The following is a 21,111-nucleotide window of genomic DNA, read 5'->3' as shown; positions in this document are numbered from 1 at the left end:
GTCATTTTGCTGTGTGATTAGCGCTTACGTAGACTGCCAAGAAGCCCCCTAACAAGTTCCCTACCAATGGTTCGAACTGTCGTACTAATAAAGGCATCTGTTGCCTTTTCCACAACTGTTTTGCGGGGACATCCAACCGAACGGCGGCTAGCCTTTTCAGCAGCGGCTTGTGCCTTGATGGCTTCCTTAGCCTCTTTTTCCCGTTGTGCAGCCGCAAGTGCTTCTTCAGCCAGTCGTTGATCTTCTAAAACCTTAGCAGCTAATTTTTCATAGGCGGAGTCACGATCTATGGCTTGGCTATATTTAGTGGCAAACGAAGAAGACTGGACAAGCTGCTGAATCTCTGTCTCTGACAAAAGAGCAAAGCTACTCTTAGGCGGCATGATATAGGCACGTTCAACGATGGATGGTTGTCCCTTATCATTCAAAACAGAAATCAAAGCTTCGCCGACTTCTAGTTCTGTAATCACCCTTGCCACATCTAAGTCAGGATTTTGGCGGAAAGTATCAGCAGCGACACGAACCGCCTTTTGTTCTTTCGGTGTATAAGCGCGCAAGGCATGCTGAATTCTATTTCCCAGCTGAGCCAAAACCGTTTCTGGCAAATCAAGTGGGTTTTGAGTCACAAAGAAAATCCCAACTCCCTTTGAACGAATAAGCCGCACAATCTGTTCAACTTTTTCCAAAAAGACCTTAGGAGCGTCCTTGAACAATAGATGAGCTTCATCAAAGAAGAAAACCATCTTAGGTTTGTCCAAGTCTCCAACTTCTGGTAATAATTCGTACAACTCTGATAATAACCAAAGTAAGAAGGTCGTGTAAAGCGTGGGTGATTGGAAAAGCTTAGTCGCTGACAAAATGTTAATGACTCCCTGACCCGAAACCACATCTCGTTGGATTAAATCAGCCACCTCTAAAGCAGGCTCTCCAAAAAATTGTTCGGCTCCTTCTTGTTCCAAAGTCAAGAGACTTCTTTGGATAGCTCCGACAGATTGTTTGGTCACATTACCGTAATGACTGGAATAGTCTGAGGCATGGTCACCAACTTCTTTTAGAATGGCCTGCAAGTCTTTCAAATCAATCAAGAGCCAGCCTTTCTCGTCAGCGATTTTAAAGACAATGGTCATAACTCCCGTTTGAGTATCGTTCAGTCCTAATAAACGCGACAACATCATAGGACCCATCTCAGAAATTGTTGTCCGTAAAGGCTGCCCACTCTGTCCAAAAACATCCCAGAGCCTAACTGGAAAAGCTTGAGGTTGGTAATCTGTTATTCCCATTTTAGCTAGACGAGTAGCTAGTTTTTCTGTCACTTCCCCCGCCTTAGCGAGATTGGAAAGGTCACCTTTGATATCTGCCAAAAAGACTGGTACACCTGCCAAACTTAATTGCTCTGCCAAAACTTTTAGGGTAACCGTTTTTCCTGTCCCCGTCGCTCCAGCTATTAAACCATGACGGTTTAACATTCCTAATTGTAACGCTACAGGTTGGTCGCCTTTTGCAATTGTCATTGTAGTCATAAAATTCCTCTTTTTTCTGATAAACAGCTTATGAAAACGCGATTGTGAGCAACCTGAATGCCTAGCATAGCTTCCTCACCCTTAATGATATTATAGCACAAGCTTTTCCCTTATTTGAGTCTAAAGGTTTTAGGTGCCAGGTAATAAACAGCTAAATACCCTACTCCCAAGATAAGGATCATTCCAACGAGGATAATCAAGAAAATAGGCATGGTCATATCGGTTGTAAATCGAAATAACTGATAACCTAAATAATAAACAATAAAGGTCAGTATATTATAAAGCACATTTTTAGACTTCAACCCTTCTGTGAAAGGTTGCAAAAGAAAATACAAATATAAAAAGTAGAGTGAAAAGAAACTCATAGACAAGAATTGCACCATGACAACAAGAACTATTTCTGACCAAACGAGAGGAAACAAAGCCACATATAAGATCAAGACAAAGAGATTAGCCGCTGCAAAAATAGGAATATTATGCTTAATAATAGACCAAAAACGGGTCTTCAAGGTCGCTAAAATCACTTCGCGTTGTCTGTAATCGTTAAATTTTAATAAGGGCCGGTCCAAATGGTAAAAACAAAACTTAATATATGATTCTCCTACATAAATCAAATACCCCGATACTAACGACACGTATAAGATTCGGACAAATTCCTGGTGTTTCACTTGTCCCAACTGATGCCTAAAATAATAGAGACCAATCAGTTCAGCAACAATGGCTAAACCTACAATAAGCAAACGTATGGTCACACCTTTTCGAAGACGTTTTCCCATCCGTTGTAAAAAGATAGCGTTCAGATAAGCTATCCCCGTTAGTCCTTGCAAGCGATGCTTCTTTTGAGGAGATAAGTCAATATCCTTTTCTTTGACGGTAACTTCTACCGTATGCACATTCTCCATCACAGCCACTCGTTCCTTCATGGTCTCATGCGTTACCACACTACGGGTAAGGGTGTCTAACTCAGCATCACTTATCAAACGGTAAAACCCATAACCCCACAAGACAAAGCCCAAGCACCCCGCAGGAATGGAGAAAAAGATTTGCGGTGCGAAGTGATTTCCTAAAACTAATAATCCGCCGCTCACCAGAAAAGCTATCCCAAAAAGACTGAACAGGAGCCTATTAAGGTATTTTTCCTTATCGTCTCCTTTCCTATCGTAAAGGGGTACGAAAATGACCTTTAGGAAAAGCCTCACGCCCGACACCAGTAAGGTAAAGCTAATGGCATGCCAAAAAGCAAAGTGATTGAGTGTAAAATAAATCCCTAATACTAAGACATGAAAGAGCAGTTCACGACCTAACAGCATGAGTTGCTTGGCTTTCAAGTAATCTCTTGGAACCAAATGAAATTGACGAATGGCCTTGGCCAAGTCCATATCATCACGTGTCACGAGTTTAATATCTAAAGTGGTCATGAGCAAGAGAGAAAAAATAACCAACCAAAGCAAACTTAAGGTAAACGGCTTTGGACTAGCATACCAAGTATACTCACTAAACCAAGCTCTCACAACATGAGCCAAGGTAAAGCAAATACCCACATATAGAGTCATTTGCGCTAGAATAGAAAAGGGAAATATTAGACCATGAATCACGGTTAAAAACACTTTTCCTTCTTTTAGGCGATAGCAAGCTTGCGGTATCCTTCTCCCAATAAGAGGCAATTTCTGTAACCAATAAATCAAGGTATTGTAACGAGTTACCCCATCTATCTGCCAGAAAATATGCAACAAATCCTTAGTAGTCATGGCTTTCTCCTTGTAAGATTTCCAAGAGCTTAGCTTCAAAAGTTTCATCTGTCGTTGATAAAGACATGGTTTCTAAAGTGCCATTATGTAAAATCGCAACATGATCACATAAATCTTCTGCTAAGGCTAAGATATGAGTCGATAAAATTAAGATATGCTTATCTCTTAGAGTCAGGAGCAACCGTTTGATAGCAATACTGGACACTAGATCAACTGCAGTCAGAGGTTCATCTAACAAAATAACTTTAGGTTTGCTGATTAAGATACAGATGAGGGATAATTTGCTTTTCATTCCATCTGAGTAACCTTTGATGATTGTGTGGCGATCAACCTCATTAATCTCCATGAAATCAAGATAGTCATCAATAGCTAACTGGTCCTTGCCAGGATGTAGATCGAGATAAAATTTAATAAATTCATAACCCGTTAAAAACTCAGGTAGGTAGTTTTCCGAGAAAACCATGCCAATCTCTTTTAACTCTAATGGGCGTTCTACCCCATTTTCTACCAGAAAAATCTCTCCTTGATCGGCCTGATGTTCTCCATATAAAATGTTAAAAAGAGTGGTTTTACCTGCACCATTTCGACCAAGAAGACCTGTAATCTCCCCTTCACGAAAGGTATAAGAAGCTCCTTTTAATACCTCTTTTTCCTGAAAATTTTTCCGGATATTTCTAATAACCAACTCCATTGCCTTCTCCTTCTCTGAAAACCTTTTCTTTCATTTTATCCAAAAGCAACGCAAATAACAAGAATGCTTAAAAAAGATAAGAATAAAAAGCAAGACCTTTTAATAGAAACTCCAGGTTGTAGACAAAGTACCTCTAAGAGAATTTGTTTACAATGTCATCAAAAAATAGTCTCACTTTTGCATTGTATTGGTCATAGGCGAGCGACGCGAGCTCAAACTCAATACTTTACGCCGTAACAAAAACGCCAGAAACATGGCGTTTCTGGCGTTCAGAGATTTTGAGACCTAGACTCAACATCTAGGTATGAAATTCCGGAGGGAGTTGCTACCGTCCCTGCTACCTAAGTCAAGTATCATAAAAATAATAATTTTTAAGAAAGCAGACTTTTTCTTCAGTTTGAGCAAGACCTTTTAATAGAAGGCTTTGCTTCCTTAATTCCTTAACTCAAACAATCTGATCAGTATGGCTTAGGTAACTGTTCTAAGGCTTTGTGAACTTGCTTTCTTAACGTTTCCATGTCTCCACTATTATCAATCACTAGACTGGCATAAGGTCTTTTTTCCTCTATTGGTAACTGACTGGATAAGCGTTTTTTGGCGTCAACTTCCCTCAAATGATTTCTAGCCATTAACCGCCGCAATTGGGTTTGGGCGTCTACATAAACCAACCAAATCGCATCAAACCAGTCTTGGTAGCCCAATTCAATTAACAAAGGAATATCCATAAAAATGACCGTTTGGCTTTGAGCCAACTGATCACGCTCAGCAGCTAGCTCTTCTTTGATGATTTGATTTTGAATAGCAGATGAGGTTGCCATGTGAGACGGATTTGAAAAAACCATTTCTGACAGCTTTTTCCTATTTAACTCACCATCTTCTTTTAAAATCTCATCCCCAAAAGCCAGCTTCAGAGCCTGGTATAAGCGGCCGCCTTTTTCTTGTAACTGGTGAACCACTTGATCCGCATCAATCACCTGATAGCCAGCTTCTTTAATCATGGCCACTACTGTTGATTTTCCTGAGGCAATTCCTCCGGTGATACCAATCATTAGGACCTTTTTTTCTGACATTTCGGACAAATGTGTGTCCCCCTTCCTCCAACTTTTAGTTTACTAATAGCCTGACCACAACGTGGGCAAGGTTTTCCCGCTTGGCCATACACCTGCAAATAATGCTGCATCGTCCCATCCGCTCCTAAAGCATTTCGATAGGTTCGAACAGTTGAACCGCCTTTTTCAATCCCTAGCTGCAAGATACGAATGGTTTCATCATGTAGCCGTTTTATCTCCGCCTTTTTTAAACTAAAAGAGAGACGCTCAGGGTGAACTTTAGCTGCCCAGAGTACTTCATCAACATAAATATTTCCTAAACCAGCAACAAGCGTCTGATCCAAAAGATAGGGCTTGATTCGTTTTTTGGAAGATTGCAGAGCAACTTCAAATGGTTTAAGTTTAAAGGTCTCTTTCCTTGGTTCTGGACCAAGTTTTCGTTGGGCAAAAAAATCAGGCAATTGGGATTTAGGAATAAGATCAAAGGTCCCAAATTTACGCACGTCTTGATACACTAAGATCGATCCATTTTTTAAGGTAAAGAAAACATGAAAATGTTTCTGTTCAGGCACCTCATCTGGAAAAAGCAAATACTTACCTTCCATGCGTAGATGTGACACAAGGACCGTCTGACCGAAATCAAACATTAAATATTTACCCCGCCGACCAATGGTTTGAATGGTTTGGCCAGGTAATGTCTGAAGAAAAATCCTCAAATCCGACTTGACCATCTTAGGCACTTCTACCTTGACAGCAACAATTTCCTGACCTAGCACTAAAGACTCGAGTCCTCGTCGAACCGTTTCAACTTCTGGTAATTCTGGCATAATTGTTTCCTTCAAGGACAACTAGATTTCTCATCCAGCTTGACAATGGTCATCACTCCTAACAGAGAATCGTCCAAATCGCTGATGCCTAGCCTATCAATTGTGCTCATCAGCACAATGTCCTTTTCCTTTCTCACTGTTATTGTACGAGGAAAAATAGCGGAAATCAACTGATTCTCCTTTAACCTTCTTCCTCATTTTCTTCATCTCCAAGGACTTCCTTACGGTAGTGTTCCTTATAGCTGTAGTAAAGAGCGTCTTCTCCAAGATATTTGAAAATCTGCAGGGCTTGACGCATATCATCTTTTCCTGAAGCCTGCCCCTGTTTTAGCTTGTAGTAACCATGCACATATAAAAAGACAGTCTTTTCATAAAAGTTAAGCTCGTCTCGCAACAAAAACTCAATTTTTTCAATTAAATAATGACTATGATCAAAATAAGAATAATCAATACTGATAATCAGGCAATTAATCGATAACTGAGTTACTAATGTTTTGTTGGTCTTATTTTGCTCTGAATAAGCAAACGATGTTACCATTTCTTTTGTTAATAAAAATAAGGTGTTGTAATTAATAAAGCGTGAGCAATTGCCTAACAAAATAATTTCGTAATACCCCCACTGTTCGACACTAAACAAATAATCCGTCAAGCGAGTCACTTCCTCTTCGGTTGGCTCTACGGTCGGCTCAATTGAGGATAATATAGCTTTGATCATGGTACTCTCATAATCTTTGTGCGCGTAGTCTTCAAGCAACTTGAGTAATTTGGCTACATTTTTCTCAGCATAATATTTCCTTACCCGACTTAGCAATGTAAAAAAATGGGTATGAGTCTTCGAATGTGTTGAAACAAATTCATCAATGGTAATATTGAGTTTATCAAGAAGATTAAGTAAACGACTACAGCTGATTTCTGACTCTCCACGTTCAAAACGTGAAATTTGTGACTTAGATAAGTGTTCATCTGCTAAAGATGAAATACTAACTTGTTTTCCTTGGCGTAGTCGCCTTAAGGTTTTACCGAGTTCTTTTTCCATTTTTCCCACTTTCACAACAAAAAATTCAAATCCGTCAAATCCATTATATAATACAAGTACAAAATAGAAAATCAGAAAGGAAGCTGTCATGAAAAAAATTAATAAAGCATTATTGTTGACATTAATCATGGACATCCTGATTATCGTTGGTGGATAACCTTTTCTATCATAACACTGTTTATGATAGAAACCGCTATTTTACTTAGTTTATAACAGGAGAACTAATGAAGATTAAGAAAATTGTTAGCAGCCTTGCTGCAGCCTTACTTGTAAGCTCACTATCAGCCCTTAATTATGAGGTTAAAGCTGATGATACTACTGATGGATATCATTATTACGTTACTCAACAAGATCGTTATGGACAAATTATTAATTATATTAATGAACAACATCGTCTCATTAATCAATATGTTGTTGAAAATGTAAATGCCTTCGATCAGCTAAATGCCAAGTCAGCAGTTGATCGTTTAAATAGTGCTATAGCATCATTTAAGCAAACAGATGATCAGCTACTCGCTCAACTTAAAGTAGGTCGCATTAGCAATAGCGACTATAACGCTATTGTCCAACAGCGAAATGCTATTAGCCAAACTGTTCAACGTCTGGTTGACCAAGAAAATAGTAAACTTCAGACTAGCCAAAACCAATACGCTCAATTAGTCGGACAACGCAACCAAGCAGTTGCTAATATTCGTGCTATTTTAGAGGCAGTTAACTATAACGCCGTTCGCTCTATGCCAGAAGCTGAGCAATTGTTCACTTCTCTTAACAATCAGGTGAAACCTTATGTAGCTGCTGTGAATGGTTACAAAGCGGAGGTTGCTAATCTCCAACAAGAAGTTGATGCTATTTCTACCGATGCTATCGAAGCAGAAACAGCTAAACTTGCCGCTATTACTGTAAATGGTAACTCTCCAGTCCGTGTCAGCACAGACCATGTGGAAGATACCCATACACAACCATTAGCTACAGAAACTGACCAGGAAGCTGCTGAGCGCGAAGAGCATTCTGCAACTCCTGTTCCAGTTGCCCCTCAAGCAGAGTCTACTAATATTGCTGATTATGATAACTTAAAAGAGGTATTACGCAGCAATATCAGTAACCACGTCCCTCACATCAGTGTGCAAATGGAATTCAAAACCCAAGACCAAGTTAATGAATACCAACAACAACTTGGCGGAATCATCCGAGCAATCGGAGATGAACTTGGGACTGCAACTTCCTTTGCTTCACAAAGCCGTATTAGCACTTACACGCTTGGCGGAGAAATCCAACGTATCGTTGTTAACACAGATGTTACTATCACTTATACCCTCAAAGATGACATGGTGGCTTTACACCAAGAATACAAACAATTTGTGGACAATTTTGTTAGAGAAAACATCACTAACAAAAATATCACAAGTGATTACGAAAAAGTAAAAGTCATCCATAATCACCTTGTTAACAGCTACACATATGCAACTCAAGAATTAGAAACTACTCGTGAGACTGCTAGCGGAATCAGTATCCATGCCCCTGAAGCCTTGTACAAAGATAAACGCGGTGTTTGTCAAGCTTTTGCAGTAATGTTTAAAGATATGACAGCAGCTGCTGGTTTGTCTGCTTGGTACGTAACGGGTCAAGCTGGTGGCGGTAATCACGCTTGGAATATCGTTAAAGTTAACGGTGTCAATTACTATGTTGACTCAACTTGGGATAACACAACTAAAACCAACAACTACTTCCTTGTTGGTAAAGAAGTGATGGATGCTGATCATTTCTTGGATAGTCAGTACGAACACTTGACACACTCTATTCCATCTACTAACTATTACAGAGCATAACCTTATCAGAGTGTGTTTATAGAAAGGCTAACAGTAAGTGTCTAAGAAACAATTTTATCTCATCTTAACGATTAGTGTACTGTGTTTTATTCTTGCTGTTACCCCTAAGCCACCAACCCCTAAACACACGATGGAAAGGACATCTACTGCGATGACTACAACTCATAAAAAACAACATCCCTTAAAAAAAGTAGCCCTTGATCAAAACAAACCCCTAAACAAGGCTCCTTCTCTCCCAAATAAGGATGGCGTTGTCAAACCTGTCATTACTATGACAGTTGAACAGGTAGAAATCCCATTAGATGACCAACCTTAGCTCTCTCCTAAAATAAAAAGGGACACTGTCAAAAAAATGACAGTGTTCCTTTTTATGTAACCAAAATGGTTTTTTCATTTACCGAGATTCTTAAAGAGTGTCCTGCTTAATTCTTTTCTCCTCAAAAAATGGGTTCTCCCGTTTGCTCTTCATCGTCATGATCCCCTTCTTCTTGTTCAGAATCTCTAACATCATGAACAATTTTGGGAGAGGTTGTTAGACCTTCCTCGGCATTATCTTTTTCCAATCGTTTTTTCCATAACACCGCTGGTGGAATGATATCCGTAGAGCCATCTCCGTAAATAATCATGGCCTGACCACCTCTTGGATTAATAGATACCTTAATATTGTCTGGTAAAGACCCACTACCTCCTGTGGTTAAAAGGGCACCCGCAGTCTTAATCAGAGTTGTCATTCGCTCAATATCATCAGCACCGATGTGATTCAAATCATCTACAACTAACTGATCAATGGATTTCATGGTGTATTTCCAAGCTTGCGGCTGAACAAGAAAAACAGTTCCTTTATACATTGTGTTATGCATATCATCAATGACTTTGAAATACCTTGTATATTTGGTTTGTGCATTAGGGTTAGCAACGGGAATAGTGCTTTCAGGAACTCCTGACATCGTAAAAATCCCTCTAGCAGAAGTTTGAAAGCCCTCATAAACATGACCCATACCAGTGAATAGGTTACACTAAACTAGACAGAATTTATAAAGTGTTCTACACTAAAGAAAATAGGAGAACAGATATGTCTAGAAAAATACGTCGCCACTTCACCGATGATTTTAAGCAACAAATTGTTGACCTTTACAATGCTGGTAGAAAGCGTAGCAGTCTCATCAAGGAATATGAGCTAACCCCTTCCACCTTCGATAAGTGGGTTAGACAAGCCAAAACAACAGGTTCATTCAAGTCTGTTGATAATCTGACAGATGAACAGCGGGAGCTGATTGAACTCAGGAAACGCAATAAAGAACTCGAAATGCAATTAGATATCCTAAAGCAAGCGGCGGTGATTATGGCACAAAAAGGGAAATAATCACTGCTAATAAGGATAACTATAGCATTTCAGCCATGTGTCGTTGGTTGAACATTCCTCGTTCAAGTTATTACTACCAAGCTGTAGAACAAGGGGCCGAGGCGGTTTTCGAGGAAACTATTAAAACGATTTTCCATGAAAGCAAGTCCAGATATGGGGTTAGAAAAATCAAGAAGTGTTTGGAAAAAGATGGTATAACGCTATCTCGTCGTCGGATTCGACGCATTATGAAGCGACTCAATTTGGTTTCTGTTTATCAGAAAGCCACCTTCAAACCACATTCCAGAGGCAAGAATGAAGCCCCTATTCCCAACCATTTAGACAGGCAATTTAAGCAAGAAAGACCACTACAAGCCTTAGTCACTGACTTAACCTATGTTCGTGTAGGCAATCGTTGGGCTTATGTTTGCCTTATTATTGACCTATACAACCGTGAAATCATCGGCCTGTCTCTTGGTTGGCACAAGACCGCTGAACTCGTTAAGCAAGCCATTCAAAGCATTCCTTACGCCCTGACCAAAGTCAAGATGTTCCATTCAGATCGTGGCAAAGAGTTTGATAATCAGTTAATTGATGAAATATTGGAAGCCTTTGGAATCACACGTTCGCTTAGTCAGGCTGGTTGTCCTTATGACAATGCCGTAGCTGAAAGTACGTATCGTGCTTTCAAAATTGAATTTGTTTATCAAGAAACCTTTCAATCGCTGGAAGAACTAGCTCTTAAGACTAAAGACTATGTTCATTGGTGGAATTACCACCGCATTCATGGTAGTCTCAACTACCAAACACCAATGACTAAAAGATTAATTGCCTAGAAAACACTTTATAAATGTTGTACAGAAAAGTGTTGCCTTTTCAGACTAAGTCCTGTGCAATACAGAACTCAATCCTTAACTTAAAATATAATGTCCAACTTTTGGGGGTCACTTCAGTCACCACAAGAACTCTTACGATTTTCTATATAATCCTAATATGAAAATAACAAAAATGATATATCCCATACAGAAGAAATTGATGTGATGATAAATTAAAAAAAGAATAAAGAAAGTGTTTATTCCAGTAATTTCAATAATTCTATTATGTTTATCAGAACCTTTTAGTGATAAATAAATCAAATAAATTTGAAAAATCGAAATGACGATTAGCAAAAAATTCTCTATACTCAGCCACCTGAAGCTTTATAGGCAAAATATCCGCAAACAGCTGCTCAAGCTGCATTACCCCACTAGTATTGCTCAAGTGATATTCCTCTATGTTATAAAAAATATTCATCTATTCCATTCTCCTAAACTCCACCTGTTGCTTCAGTCATTGCTGCCCATAAAGTTACAGCAGATTTAGCTCCAAGATAACCACAAGCTCCCATTAACGGTGCCCCAACACCACTCGCTGCACAAATTGATACACCGAATCCCCAACCAGCAACAGCAGATAATCCACATTCCCAAACATTAGTTTGCCAATTGTTTTTTCCTCCTTCAACACCAGCAAGCATTTCAGAGTTCATCACTTCAAATTGTTCCAAAATTTTTTTATTCCTAACGAATATCTCCTTATATAATTTTTATATTTTGTCCAGTTGCAACCTTGACGAGTTTAGTATAACAATTTTTAAATTCATCCTTCATAAAAATCCTCAAATGTACGATTTTTTATCATGAAATGCATCAAATTCTTCCTGAACGGTTAATCATAACCATTCGAGATAGATACTTTTTATGAAAAAATATTGACCATTTAAGGTTAAAAAACTGCCATACATTCTACTTGAACATGTGACAGTTTAGAATTTTCATATTATCTTTGTACCAAATAGATGATGAATAAATGAAAACCGACAAAGAAAATACTTCTTACAATTTTCCGAAGAGTTCCTTTTTGTTGTAAACCCTCGAAATTAAACCAGTCATAAAAGTTCATAGTCTGCTCTTTCTATCCATCAATAATCTGATATTCTTTATGGAATTTTTTGGCAGAAATAACTCGATGGTTGGTCACATCTAAGAAATCACCTGGATAACCAAGGACATACATACCATATCCAGCAAATCCTCCACCTACTGTTCCTGTTGCACCAATCTTTAAATTTGTTGTCAGCGAAGGATTTAGTCCAGTCATGAGAATACGAACATGCTCATCCAACCAACAGATGTAATTCTTGCGAAAAGCATCACGTAACCACTCTGGCTGAGGTGTTTCTCTCCCAATCTCCCAAACTTCTGCGATTTGTCTTTTGTATAGAGTCAGCATATCTACCTCCACTTCCTTTATTGTATAAACACTTAAATATGTCCTAATTTATAAACCATTATACGCATTAGGTGTCCCACCAGTTCCGTAAGGACTACAAGGTTTGGAAGGTTTTCTAATTGGCCATTTGCCATTTAATTGATCTAATGTTGGTGAAGGAGTAAAGCCTCCTAATAGATCGGCAATTGCTTCTCCCCAACCGCCCCAGCCTCCTTCAACACCAGCAAGCATTTCAGAGTTCATCACTTCAAATTGTTTCAAAGTTTTTGTATTCATAACGAATATCTCCTTATATAATTTTTTATTATGTCTTGTTGCAACCTTGACATGTTCAGTATAGCATCTTTAGAAATCTGTGCCCCGTAAAATCTTTAAATGTTCTTTTTTCATCACGAAATGATTTTTTCATAGTTTTTTAATCGTTTCGAATTAGAAAATAATCACTAGAAACTTATTACTTTTAATTTTAAAATACCATTCAGGATATAATATACTAGATACCATTTAAGAATTTTCGAATTTCTTATCAGTAGTTTTGCAATAATGAATTTGTAATTTACTGAAAGGAAATATATTAATGACATCATGTAAACGTACGTTTGTACCACAAATTGATGCAAGAGATTGTGGAATTGCTGCTCTAGCTTCGATTGCAAAATTCTACGGGTCTGACTATTCTCTGGCACATCTGAGAGAATTGGCAAAGACTAATAAAGAAGGAACAACAGCCCTTGGAATCGTAAAAGCGGCCAAGGAGATGGGCTTTGAAACGAGAGCTATACAAGCAGATATGCCCCTATTTGATATGAGTGATGTCCCTTACCCTTTTATCGTCCATGTCAATAAAGAAGGAAAACTCCAACACTACTATGTTATATATCAAGCTAAGAAAGAACATCTCATCATTGGAGATCCAGATCCCTCCGTTAAAGTAAGCAAAATGAGCAAAGAAAAATTTGCTTCTGAATGGACAGGGGTTGCTATCTTTTTAGCACCTGAACCTGGCTATAAGCCTCACAAGGATAAAAAGAATGGCTTAATGAGTTTTCTACCTCTAATTTTTAAACAAGGGTCATTAATCTTCTTTATCGTTTTAGCGAGCCTCTTAGTTACCTTGATAAACATTGGTGGTTCCTACTATCTACAAGGTATTTTGGATGAATATATTCCAAATCAGATGAAGTCAACACTCGGTATAATCTCAATTGGACTTATCGTTACCTATATCCTACAACAAACGATGAGTTTTTCACGTGACTACCTCTTGACTGTACTCAGTCAGCGATTGAACATTGACGTCATTTTATCTTACATTCGCCATATTTTTGAATTACCCATGTCTTTTTTTGCAACTCACAGAACAGGAGAAATCATTTCACGGTTTACAGATGCTAATTCTATTACTGATGCACTTGCTTCTACAATTCTATCTCTATTTTTAGATGTCTCTATTTTAAGTATTGTAGGTGGTGTGTTACTCGTACAAAACACTAAACTATTTCTTCTATCATTAATTTCTATCCCAATCTACATTATCATCATTTTTACTTTTATGAAACCTTTTGAAAAGATGAATAACAATATCATGCAGAGTAATTCCATGGTCAGCTCTGCTATTATCGAAGATATTAATGGCATTGAAACAATCAAATCATTGACTAGCGAGGAAATTCGTTATCAGAAAATCGATAGTGAATTTGTAGACTATTTGGATAAATCTTTTAAGTTAAGTAAGTATTCTATTCTACAAAGTAGTCTAAAGCAAGGAGCACAACTCATTTTAAATATTACTATCTTATGGGTAGGTGCACGACTAGTTATGAATGGTAAAATATCTGTTGGTCAACTCATCACTTTTAATACACTATTATTCTACTTTACTAATCCTTTGGAAAATATCATTAATCTTCAAACTAAACTGGAATCCGCTAAGGTTGCCAATAATCGGCTTAATGAAGTTTACCTGGTTAAATCTGAGTTCCAAAAAGAACAGGCATTAACAGATACCTATTGTCTATATGGAGATATCCAATTTGCAGACTTGTCTTATAAATACGGCTTTGGTCGTGATACCTTATCTGATATCAGTTTGACCATTAAGGAGGGTGAAAAAGTCAGTATAGTTGGTATTAATGGTTCTGGCAAGACAACATTAGCTAAAATGATTGTTAATTTCTTTGAACCTTACAAGGGACAGATTTCTATTAATCATCAAAATCTTAAAATGATTGATAAAAAAGTACTTCGTCAGCATATCAACTATCTCCCCCAACAAGCTTATATCTTTAGTGGATCTATCTTAGAAAACTTAACCCTAGGTGCCAATCACTCCACTAGCCAAGAGGACATTATGAAAGCCTGTGAAATCGCACAGATTAGAAAAGACATTGAACAGATGCCTATGGGCTATCATACGGAACTTTCTGATGGTGCTGGACTTTCTGGAGGACAAAAACAACGGTCTGCACTTGGTCTCCGTTGGGGTAAGTTTCTTGAAAATTCGTGTAGGTATTTAACAGTCGTACAGGTGTCACAGCAACTCCTGTTTCTTCCAAGAATTCCCGACGGCAGGTCTCATAGGTTGATTCGTAAAGTTCTTGGGCGCCTCCTGGGATGGCCCAGGTTTTTTTATCCCCCCGTAATTGTAAGAGCACGCGCCCTTCTTCGTCAGATAAGATACCGCCCGCGAAAGTCATGATGATTGTCGCATGCCCCACTTTGGAGCGGATATAGGAAACATAATCTTGAGTCATTGGTTCTCCTTTATTAAAAAGGAACCAACAGGCATGTTTGGCTCCTTCAATTGATTTGTTAATCTAATCAGAAAGTGATAACTAGCTGGTTTTGTCCCCGCGGGTTGCTTTCACTGGGCAAGTCAAGTCGTACAGTGAACTTGTCTAACTAGTCTCCATGAACTTACGGGTTCAAAACTAAACTTATTAATACTCTTTTTCATTATAGCCAAAGTCAGCAAGGTCAAGCTTTTTATCCCGCCAGTTTTTCTTCACTTTGACCCACGTTTCAAGGTAAACCTTGTCTCCCAGCATGAGTTCAATATCACGACGTGCCATTTTTCCGATTTTTTTGAGCATGGCTCCTTGTTTACCGATGATAATACCTTTTTGGCTATCGCGCTCCACCATAATGGTTGCACGGATATGCACTTTGTCGGTTTCCTCATCTCGCTTCATGGATTCGACCACAACCGCTACGGAATGTGGAACCTCTTGCTGGGTGAGGTGTAACACTTTTTCACGGATCATTTCTGACACAAGAAAACGTTCTGGGTGATCGGTAATCTGATCTTCTGGGAAATATTGGAAACCTTCTTCAAGATTATCAGTTAATAACTTGATCAAAGTTGGCACATTATTACCTTCTAGGGCAGAAATCGGTACTACTTCTTTGAACTCCATTTGACTACGGAAATCATCGATTTGTGCCAAAAGTTGGTCAGGGTGCACCTTGTCAATTTTATTGATGACTAAGATAACAGGAATCTTAGCTGCTTTTAGCCGCTCGATAATCATGTCGTCACCCTTACCACGTTTTTCATCTGCTGGTACCATGAAGAGAACAGTTTCCACTTCACGAAGGGTACTGTAAGCAGATTCAACCATGAAATCTCCCAAAGCCGTTTTCGGCTTATGGATGCCTGGGGTGTCAATAAAGACAATTTGTTCTGTTTCTGTGGTGTATATCCCCATAATTTTATTACGGGTGGTCTGAGCCTTGTCACTCATAATGGCAATTTTTTGCCCCATGACGTGATTTAGAAAAGTAGATTTCCCCACATTTGGACGACCAAGAATGGCTACAAAGCCTGATTTAAACATAGATAATTACGGGCATCAACAATAGATAGCTAGGCTAAACTGACCAGTGTGGTCAAGCACTTTGCCTCTATCGCTATCCTATCGTATCATCACACAGGATAGCCCATTCCTTTCCTTTAATTAATGAACAAGAATATTCCAGAGTTTAGGAATAAAAATAATAAGTCCTGTCAAGACAGCATAACCAGAAATCATCAAGACAGCACCTGCTGCCATGTCCTTGGCGTTTTTAGCCAACATGGAAAAGTGATAATCACTAGCTAAATCAACAACGTTCTCAATAGCAGAATTGACAATTTCTAAAGTAATAACTAAAAAAATAGCTAGGAGCAAGAAGAGCCATTCGATGGCTGAAATACTAAACACCAAACCGGCAACACAAGCTAAAAAAGCTGAAAACAGGTGACTCCTGAGATTGCGTTCTTCTTTAAAAGCCGTGAAGACTCCTGTCAAGGCAAACTCCAAGCTTGAGGTAATGGTTCTGTTTTTCCATTTCCGTTTGGTGGTGTTATTGTCGTGTAAGGCCATAAGCAGTCAAAATCTCTTCCTGTAAGGTAAACATTTCTTTTTCGTCTTCAGGGGTGTAATGATCATACCCATTAATATGTAAGAAACCGTGAACAGCCAAGAATCCCATTTCACGCTCAAAAGAGTGGCCATAGTCTTGAGCCTGCTCACGCGCCTTGTCAATAGAAATAAACAGTTCGCCAATATAAGCATCAAATTCTGCCATCATCTCAGCCAAACTAGGGTCAGCAGCCAAATCATCTTGACTAAATAAGATAGGTGTCTCTGGCTTGTACTCAAGAGAAATCACATCTGTTGGACGATCAGTATCTCGATACTCCAAATTTAGCTCATGACTTCTGGCGTTGGTCACGAAGGTGACAGACATTTCCTTTTCTTCTTTACCAGTCTTTTGAGCAGCAAAATTGAGCAAATCAATTGTTTGCTCCATAATCTCTTGAGAAACTTGTCCCGTTTCGTCAATCATCTCGATATACATAAGGTTAATTGTTAGGGGAAGGCTACCCACCTCACTTGATATTATGGGCACCCGTTATTATCTGACAGATAAATTCCCTTATCCTTTCAATCAGCATTTGTTATTTACCCATTATACCACAAGCCTTCTTAAAATGGGAACGCTAGGTTAATCAAGGCTTATTTGGCTAGAATTGCCTCCACACGTTTTTGCAAGATAGGTAATAAGTCCTGCTCAAACCAGGGATTCTTAGCTAACCATAATTGGTTTCTTGGAGAAGGATGAACAAGTGGAAAATAGTCTGGCAAGTAATCCGAAAAGTGACGGACTGTTTCAGTTAAGGTTTTGTAAGACTTGTTACCAAGGTAAAAGTCCTGAGCATAGCGACCAACCAAAATCGTCAATTCAACTTCTGGCATCAATTCTCTCAACGGTGGATGCCACTTCGCTGCAAAACCATTCCTTGGTGGTAAATCACCTGATTTTCCTTTCCCAGGATAATAAAAATCCATAGGGATAATGCCAAACAATCCTGAATGATAAAAGGTATCATTGTCTACGCCTAGCCAGTCTCGTAAGCGTATGCCACTACGATCATTCCAATACAGCTTGGTTTCTTGAGCCACTATTCCTGGGGCCTGACCAACAATAATAATTCTGGCCGTTTTAGGAGCAGCGTACAAAGGTTCAATGCCTCTTTCGGTGTAGTAACAATTGTCCTCATCTGCTATAATGGCTGTTGTGAGATCATCCATAGAGTCCTCCCCGGGAATATACCAAAATAAACGTGTTGTATCCTCTTTAATTATCGTTCGTATTTTGTCCAATCACTGGATACTGAGTCAGGCCTGACTGATGGTCATCATCGATATTGTTAGCCTTAGGCTCTGCTAAGTCCTTCGTTTCCTCTGAAGATGTTTCATAAGCTTTGATAATATCAGCGACAACAGGGTGACGCACAACATCTTTAGCAGAGAAATAGACAAAATCAATCTGTTTAATGCTTTGTAATTTCTGTGTGGCATCAATCAAGCCAGACTTGACATTCCGAGGGAGGTCAATCTGACTCGTGTCACCATTGACAATCATTTTTGAATTAAAACCAAGACGGGTCAAAAACATCTTCATTTGCATAATAGTCGTGTTTTGAGCCTCATCTAAGATAACAAATGCATCATCCAGAGTACGACCCCGCATATAAGCTAACGGAGCAATCTCAATCACTTCTCGTTCCATTAAGCGTGTGGTTTGTTCCTTACCTAAAATTTGGTAAAGAGCATCGTAAACAGGTCTAAGATAAGGATCTACTTTCTCTTTCAAGTCTCCTGGTAAAAAACCTAGACTTTCACCAGCTTCTACCGCCGGTCGTGTCAAAATAATGCGTTTGACTTGCCCTCTTTTCAGAGCAGTGACTGCTAGCGTAACAGCTAGGAAGGTTTTTCCTGTTCCTGCTGGCCCTATACCAAAAACCACATCATGACGTTTAACACTATCCACATAGGCTTTTTGTCCTAATGTTTTAACTCGTATTGGCTTACCATAGTTATCTTTAATGATTTCTTCTTCGTATAAGGCCACAAATTGGTCAATTTTATCTGATTCCGCCATAGACAAAGCTGTCACAACATCTGACGTGTTAACCACCATACCACGCGCAACTAAGATTAATAAGGCTTGAATGGTTAGCTGAGCTAATGCTACAGCCTCCTCATCATCGCTAATGATTTGGATGCGCTCAGTTCTGGCATGAATAATAACACCCAAGTGATCTTCAATCAATTTCAAATGGCGTTCATTACTCCCAAATAATGCCAAAACATCATCAGGATGCGTTAACGTAATATCAACAGAATACTCTTGCAAATAGAGTCCCTCTTTCTTTCGTCTTTATTGCTTACATTATAACAAATTTTAGGGACCAATGTTGGTTTTAAAATAGATTTCTCCTTGTCAACTTCTAAACTCCCCATCAAAAAAACAGCTGATAAGATTCCCTTATCAGCTGTTGAGGTTGTGGTCATTCTTACATCAGATGAGCCTCTTGAAGCAATTCTTCGATAAAAGTGCCTTTAAGTTTCTTACGACCGATTTTTTCAATCAATCCTGGAATTGGTAAATCCATATCCTTGATTGCTTTTTTATCGTTAAGGTAATAGAAAGCTTTGAGCAATTCACGAATGTCATAGGCTGAATTAAAGACTTCTGGAACCCCGCGTTCCACATTCAAGAGGCTATACACCGCTTCCATGGCAGTACGAATAGAATATTCAGTCGTAAAGACGGTATCTCGAGATGGAGATTCTGCAAAGTTACCAATAAAGGCCAAGTTGACTGAACCATCTGGGATAACTTTCGGGCGATCTCCCTTAACACGAGGCATAAAGTAACTCGTAATATAAGGCATGTAAACAGGAACTGTATTGATATAGTCCTGACTAGCTAAATCCTTGATTTTATCCACAGGTACCCCAAGATGGTACAACCATTCTTCTGTGATTTCCTGACCCGTACAGTCCTCAATTTTCTTGTGAATGTAATCTCCCTCAATATTGGAATAAAGACCATAAATCCAGACAGTGGTTTCATTATCTTTTTGTTCTTTAAAATGAGGTTGACGGTGAATAGCAAAGCTCATCATCCAGTTGGAATCTGTAATAGTGATAATCCCACCAGTGTTCACTTTACCATCGTGCAAATCACGGTGAGTCAAACGTTCAATATAAGGCTCGATAGCTGGGTGTTTTATGGTTGCTGTGGCAGATACAAACCAGCTTTCAGCAGGTAAGTCCTTGTAAAATACTTTCGGATGTCCAAAATCGTTTGATTGAGCAGCTAGATTTTCCCATAAATTCCAAGAACCACCTAAAGCTTTGGTTGGTTTAGCGACTTCTTGGTGGCTACCATAGGTAGTGCTTTCTGTAATGGAACCATTGGTCACAAAAACCAAATCATTTTGGGTGAGGGGAACGGTTTTAGCTTCTCCAGCAACAGTCATGTGAATGGTTTTCGCTACCTTTTTACCAGCTGTTTGTTCCACCTGAATATCGGTGACTTTAGTATCAAATTGGATATCAACACCGTGTGATTCTAGGTAAGCAATAATCGGTTTGACCATAGAATCATATTGGTTATATTTGTTGAACTTGAGGGAGGTGAAATCTGGCAAACCATCAATATGGTGGATAAACCTCATAGCATAGCGCCGCATTTCTACAGCAGAATGCCATTTTTCAAAAGCGAACATGGTTGCCCAATAGATCCAAAAATTACTCTTAAAGAAATCTTCTGAGAAGAACTCTTCAATGGTTTGGTCTCCTAGAGATTCTTCTGTCTTCATGATTAAATTGATTAATTCTTTCGACTGCTTACCGAGCGTATACTGGCCGTCATCATCCACACGATTACCTCTCTTATGAATGAGGCGACAATTGGATGAGTTAGGATCATCCTTATCCAGCCAATAAAATTCATCTAAATAGGAAGCACCAGGAATTTCCAGCGAGGGAATAGACCGATACATATCCCACATACACTCAAAATGATTTTCCATCTCACGACCACCCCGAGTCACAAAGCCAAGGTGAGGTTTTTCTATACCGTCTAGCGATCCACCTGCTAACGGCAATTCTTCAAAGAGATGAATGCGTTCCCCAGCCATATGCCCATCGCGAATAAGGAAAACAGCTGCTGCTAAACCAGCTAAGCCAGTACCAACAATATAAGCCGACTTCTGATCCACACCTTCCGGTTTTCGAGGTGTCGCAAAAGCTTCATAATTACCACTAGTATAATACATTTCAAGACCTCCTTTTATCTCAACTAGACATATATGAATTCTCAAACAGTTAAAAAACCTATAGCCTTGTTACCAACTTGCTCGGTTTTCCTTACTTTTATCATCATATAGGATTAATAATGTTTATTTTACTCCTTATTAACAACTTCTGCTAATAAAAAGGTAGGCATTTGGACACTATCAG

20 protein-coding genes and 3 pseudogenes are annotated in these 21,111 nt (G+C 38.9%); 5 read left to right on the top strand and 18 right to left on the bottom strand.

Annotated elements, in window-relative coordinates; all coding sequences use genetic code 11:
• Window positions 1-17 precede the first annotated feature (17 nt).
• The 6 genes and pseudogenes from DYD17_RS03190 to rgg2 all read right to left on the bottom strand — a co-directional run bounded on the left by DYD17_RS03190 (window position 18) and on the right by rgg2 (window position 6,871).
• A complete protein-coding gene (locus tag DYD17_RS03190) occupies window positions 18-1,520 on the bottom strand; it encodes a helicase HerA-like domain-containing protein (protein ID WP_115252705.1) in 1,503 nt (500 codons plus the stop codon).
• A gap of 110 nt (window positions 1,521-1,630) precedes the next feature.
• Window positions 1,631-2,155: pseudogene (locus DYD17_RS11410) on the bottom strand (hypothetical protein); the annotation flags it as partial.
• Window positions 2,156-3,257: 1,102 nt separating this feature from the next.
• Entirely contained in the window at window positions 3,258-3,959 is a 702-nt protein-coding gene (locus DYD17_RS03180) for an ABC transporter ATP-binding protein (protein WP_003049910.1), read from the bottom strand.
• A gap of 458 nt (window positions 3,960-4,417) precedes the next feature.
• Entirely contained in the window at window positions 4,418-5,029 is a 612-nt protein-coding gene (coaE, locus tag DYD17_RS03175) for a dephospho-CoA kinase (RefSeq protein WP_003049907.1), read from the bottom strand.
• Complete coding sequence (mutM, locus tag DYD17_RS03170; RefSeq protein ID WP_115252704.1) at window positions 5,008-5,835, bottom strand: DNA-formamidopyrimidine glycosylase; 828 nt, start codon at window positions 5,833-5,835, stop codon at window positions 5,008-5,010. The genes coaE and mutM overlap by 22 nt, the downstream gene beginning before the upstream one ends.
• A 181-nt stretch (window positions 5,836-6,016) precedes the next feature.
• On the bottom strand, window positions 6,017-6,871 hold the full coding sequence (rgg2, locus tag DYD17_RS03165) for a quorum-sensing system transcriptional regulator Rgg2 (protein ID WP_115253248.1): 855 nt from the start codon (window positions 6,869-6,871) through the stop codon (window positions 6,017-6,019).
• 88 nt (window positions 6,872-6,959) lie between these two features.
• On the opposite strand from rgg2, the gene shp2 reads away from it, so the two are divergent.
• From shp2 to DYD17_RS03155, 3 genes are all read left to right on the top strand, one after another.
• On the top strand, window positions 6,960-7,028 hold the full coding sequence (gene shp2, locus DYD17_RS10855; RefSeq protein ID WP_134771781.1) for a peptide pheromone SHP2: 69 nt from the start codon (window positions 6,960-6,962) through the stop codon (window positions 7,026-7,028).
• Window positions 7,029-7,095: 67 nt separating this feature from the next.
• Window positions 7,096-8,697: a transglutaminase domain-containing protein gene (locus DYD17_RS03160; protein ID WP_115276338.1), complete on the top strand. Its 1,602-nt coding sequence runs from the start codon at window positions 7,096-7,098 to the stop codon at window positions 8,695-8,697.
• A 37-nt stretch (window positions 8,698-8,734) separates the two neighbouring features.
• Window positions 8,735-9,013 (top strand): StcA family protein, encoded by a 279-nt coding sequence (locus tag DYD17_RS03155; RefSeq protein WP_115252703.1) that lies wholly within the window; start codon window positions 8,735-8,737, stop codon window positions 9,011-9,013.
• Between the two features lie 121 nt (window positions 9,014-9,134).
• Here the strand turns inward: DYD17_RS03155 and DYD17_RS03150 are convergent.
• A pseudogene (locus DYD17_RS03150) lies at window positions 9,135-9,698 on the bottom strand (hypothetical protein); the annotation flags it as partial.
• Between the two features lie 71 nt (window positions 9,699-9,769).
• On the opposite strand from DYD17_RS03150, the gene DYD17_RS03145 reads away from it, so the two are divergent.
• Window positions 9,770-10,875, top strand: a protein-coding gene (locus DYD17_RS03145) for an IS3 family transposase (RefSeq protein ID WP_115252702.1) whose coding sequence is annotated in 2 segments (ribosomal slippage) — window positions 9,770-10,046 and window positions 10,046-10,875 — 1,107 coding nt in all. Because the reading frame shifts where the segments join, the coding sequence is not laid out codon by codon here.
• Window positions 10,876-11,146: 271 nt separating this feature from the next.
• Here the strand turns inward: DYD17_RS03145 and DYD17_RS03135 are convergent.
• From DYD17_RS03135 to DYD17_RS03120, 4 genes are all read right to left on the bottom strand, one after another.
• A complete protein-coding gene (locus DYD17_RS03135) occupies window positions 11,147-11,332 on the bottom strand; it encodes a hypothetical protein (RefSeq protein WP_003054392.1) in 186 nt (61 codons plus the stop codon).
• A 13-nt stretch (window positions 11,333-11,345) separates the two neighbouring features.
• Window positions 11,346-11,585 carry a Blp family class II bacteriocin gene (locus DYD17_RS03130; protein WP_081305787.1) on the bottom strand — a complete coding sequence of 80 codons (240 nt, stop codon included), beginning with the start codon at window positions 11,583-11,585 and terminating at the stop codon, window positions 11,346-11,348.
• Between the two features lie 407 nt (window positions 11,586-11,992).
• Window positions 11,993-12,310, bottom strand: coding sequence for a role in replication (locus DYD17_RS03125; RefSeq protein WP_115252701.1), 318 nt, complete (start codon window positions 12,308-12,310; stop codon window positions 11,993-11,995).
• A gap of 48 nt (window positions 12,311-12,358) precedes the next feature.
• On the bottom strand, window positions 12,359-12,586 hold the full coding sequence (locus tag DYD17_RS03120) for a ComC/BlpC family peptide pheromone/bacteriocin (RefSeq protein WP_115252700.1): 228 nt from the start codon (window positions 12,584-12,586) through the stop codon (window positions 12,359-12,361).
• 301 nt (window positions 12,587-12,887) lie between these two features.
• Between DYD17_RS03120 and DYD17_RS03115 the strand changes: the two are divergent.
• A pseudogene (locus DYD17_RS03115) lies at window positions 12,888-14,780 on the top strand (peptide cleavage/export ABC transporter); the annotation flags it as partial.
• Here DYD17_RS03115 and DYD17_RS10975 read toward each other — a convergent pair.
• The 7 genes from DYD17_RS10975 to DYD17_RS03075 all read right to left on the bottom strand — a co-directional run bounded on the left by DYD17_RS10975 (window position 14,710) and on the right by DYD17_RS03075 (window position 20,927).
• Window positions 14,710-15,006, bottom strand: coding sequence for an NUDIX domain-containing protein (locus DYD17_RS10975; RefSeq protein WP_309543644.1), 297 nt, complete (start codon window positions 15,004-15,006; stop codon window positions 14,710-14,712). The pseudogene DYD17_RS03115 and the gene DYD17_RS10975 sit on opposite strands and share 71 nt — an antisense overlap.
• A 243-nt stretch (window positions 15,007-15,249) precedes the next feature.
• On the bottom strand, window positions 15,250-16,146 hold the full coding sequence (gene era, locus DYD17_RS03105) for a GTPase Era (protein ID WP_003047080.1): 897 nt from the start codon (window positions 16,144-16,146) through the stop codon (window positions 15,250-15,252).
• A gap of 120 nt (window positions 16,147-16,266) precedes the next feature.
• Window positions 16,267-16,674 carry a diacylglycerol kinase family protein gene (locus DYD17_RS03100; RefSeq protein ID WP_003054389.1) on the bottom strand — a complete coding sequence of 136 codons (408 nt, stop codon included), beginning with the start codon at window positions 16,672-16,674 and terminating at the stop codon, window positions 16,267-16,269.
• Complete coding sequence (gene ybeY / locus DYD17_RS03095; protein ID WP_115252699.1) at window positions 16,655-17,152, bottom strand: rRNA maturation RNase YbeY; 498 nt, start codon at window positions 17,150-17,152, stop codon at window positions 16,655-16,657. Before ybeY ends, DYD17_RS03100 begins: the two co-directional genes overlap by 20 nt.
• A gap of 158 nt (window positions 17,153-17,310) precedes the next feature.
• Window positions 17,311-17,886, bottom strand: a complete 576-nt coding sequence (locus DYD17_RS03090) for a uracil-DNA glycosylase family protein (RefSeq protein ID WP_115252698.1) — start codon at window positions 17,884-17,886, stop codon at window positions 17,311-17,313.
• A gap of 46 nt (window positions 17,887-17,932) precedes the next feature.
• Window positions 17,933-18,994 (bottom strand): PhoH family protein, encoded by a 1,062-nt coding sequence (locus tag DYD17_RS03085; protein WP_115252697.1) that lies wholly within the window; start codon window positions 18,992-18,994, stop codon window positions 17,933-17,935.
• 160 nt (window positions 18,995-19,154) lie between these two features.
• The gene (locus tag DYD17_RS03075) at window positions 19,155-20,927 is read right to left on the bottom strand and encodes an oleate hydratase (RefSeq protein WP_115252696.1); all 1,773 of its coding nucleotides are present in this window, start codon (window positions 20,925-20,927) and stop codon (window positions 19,155-19,157) included.
• Window positions 20,928-21,111 lie beyond the last annotated feature (184 nt).

Source organism: Streptococcus dysgalactiae subsp. dysgalactiae, from assembly GCF_900459225.1.
In the GTDB taxonomy this organism is placed as follows: domain Bacteria; phylum Bacillota; class Bacilli; order Lactobacillales; family Streptococcaceae; genus Streptococcus; species Streptococcus dysgalactiae.
This window is presented reverse-complemented; position numbering and strand designations above follow the sequence as displayed.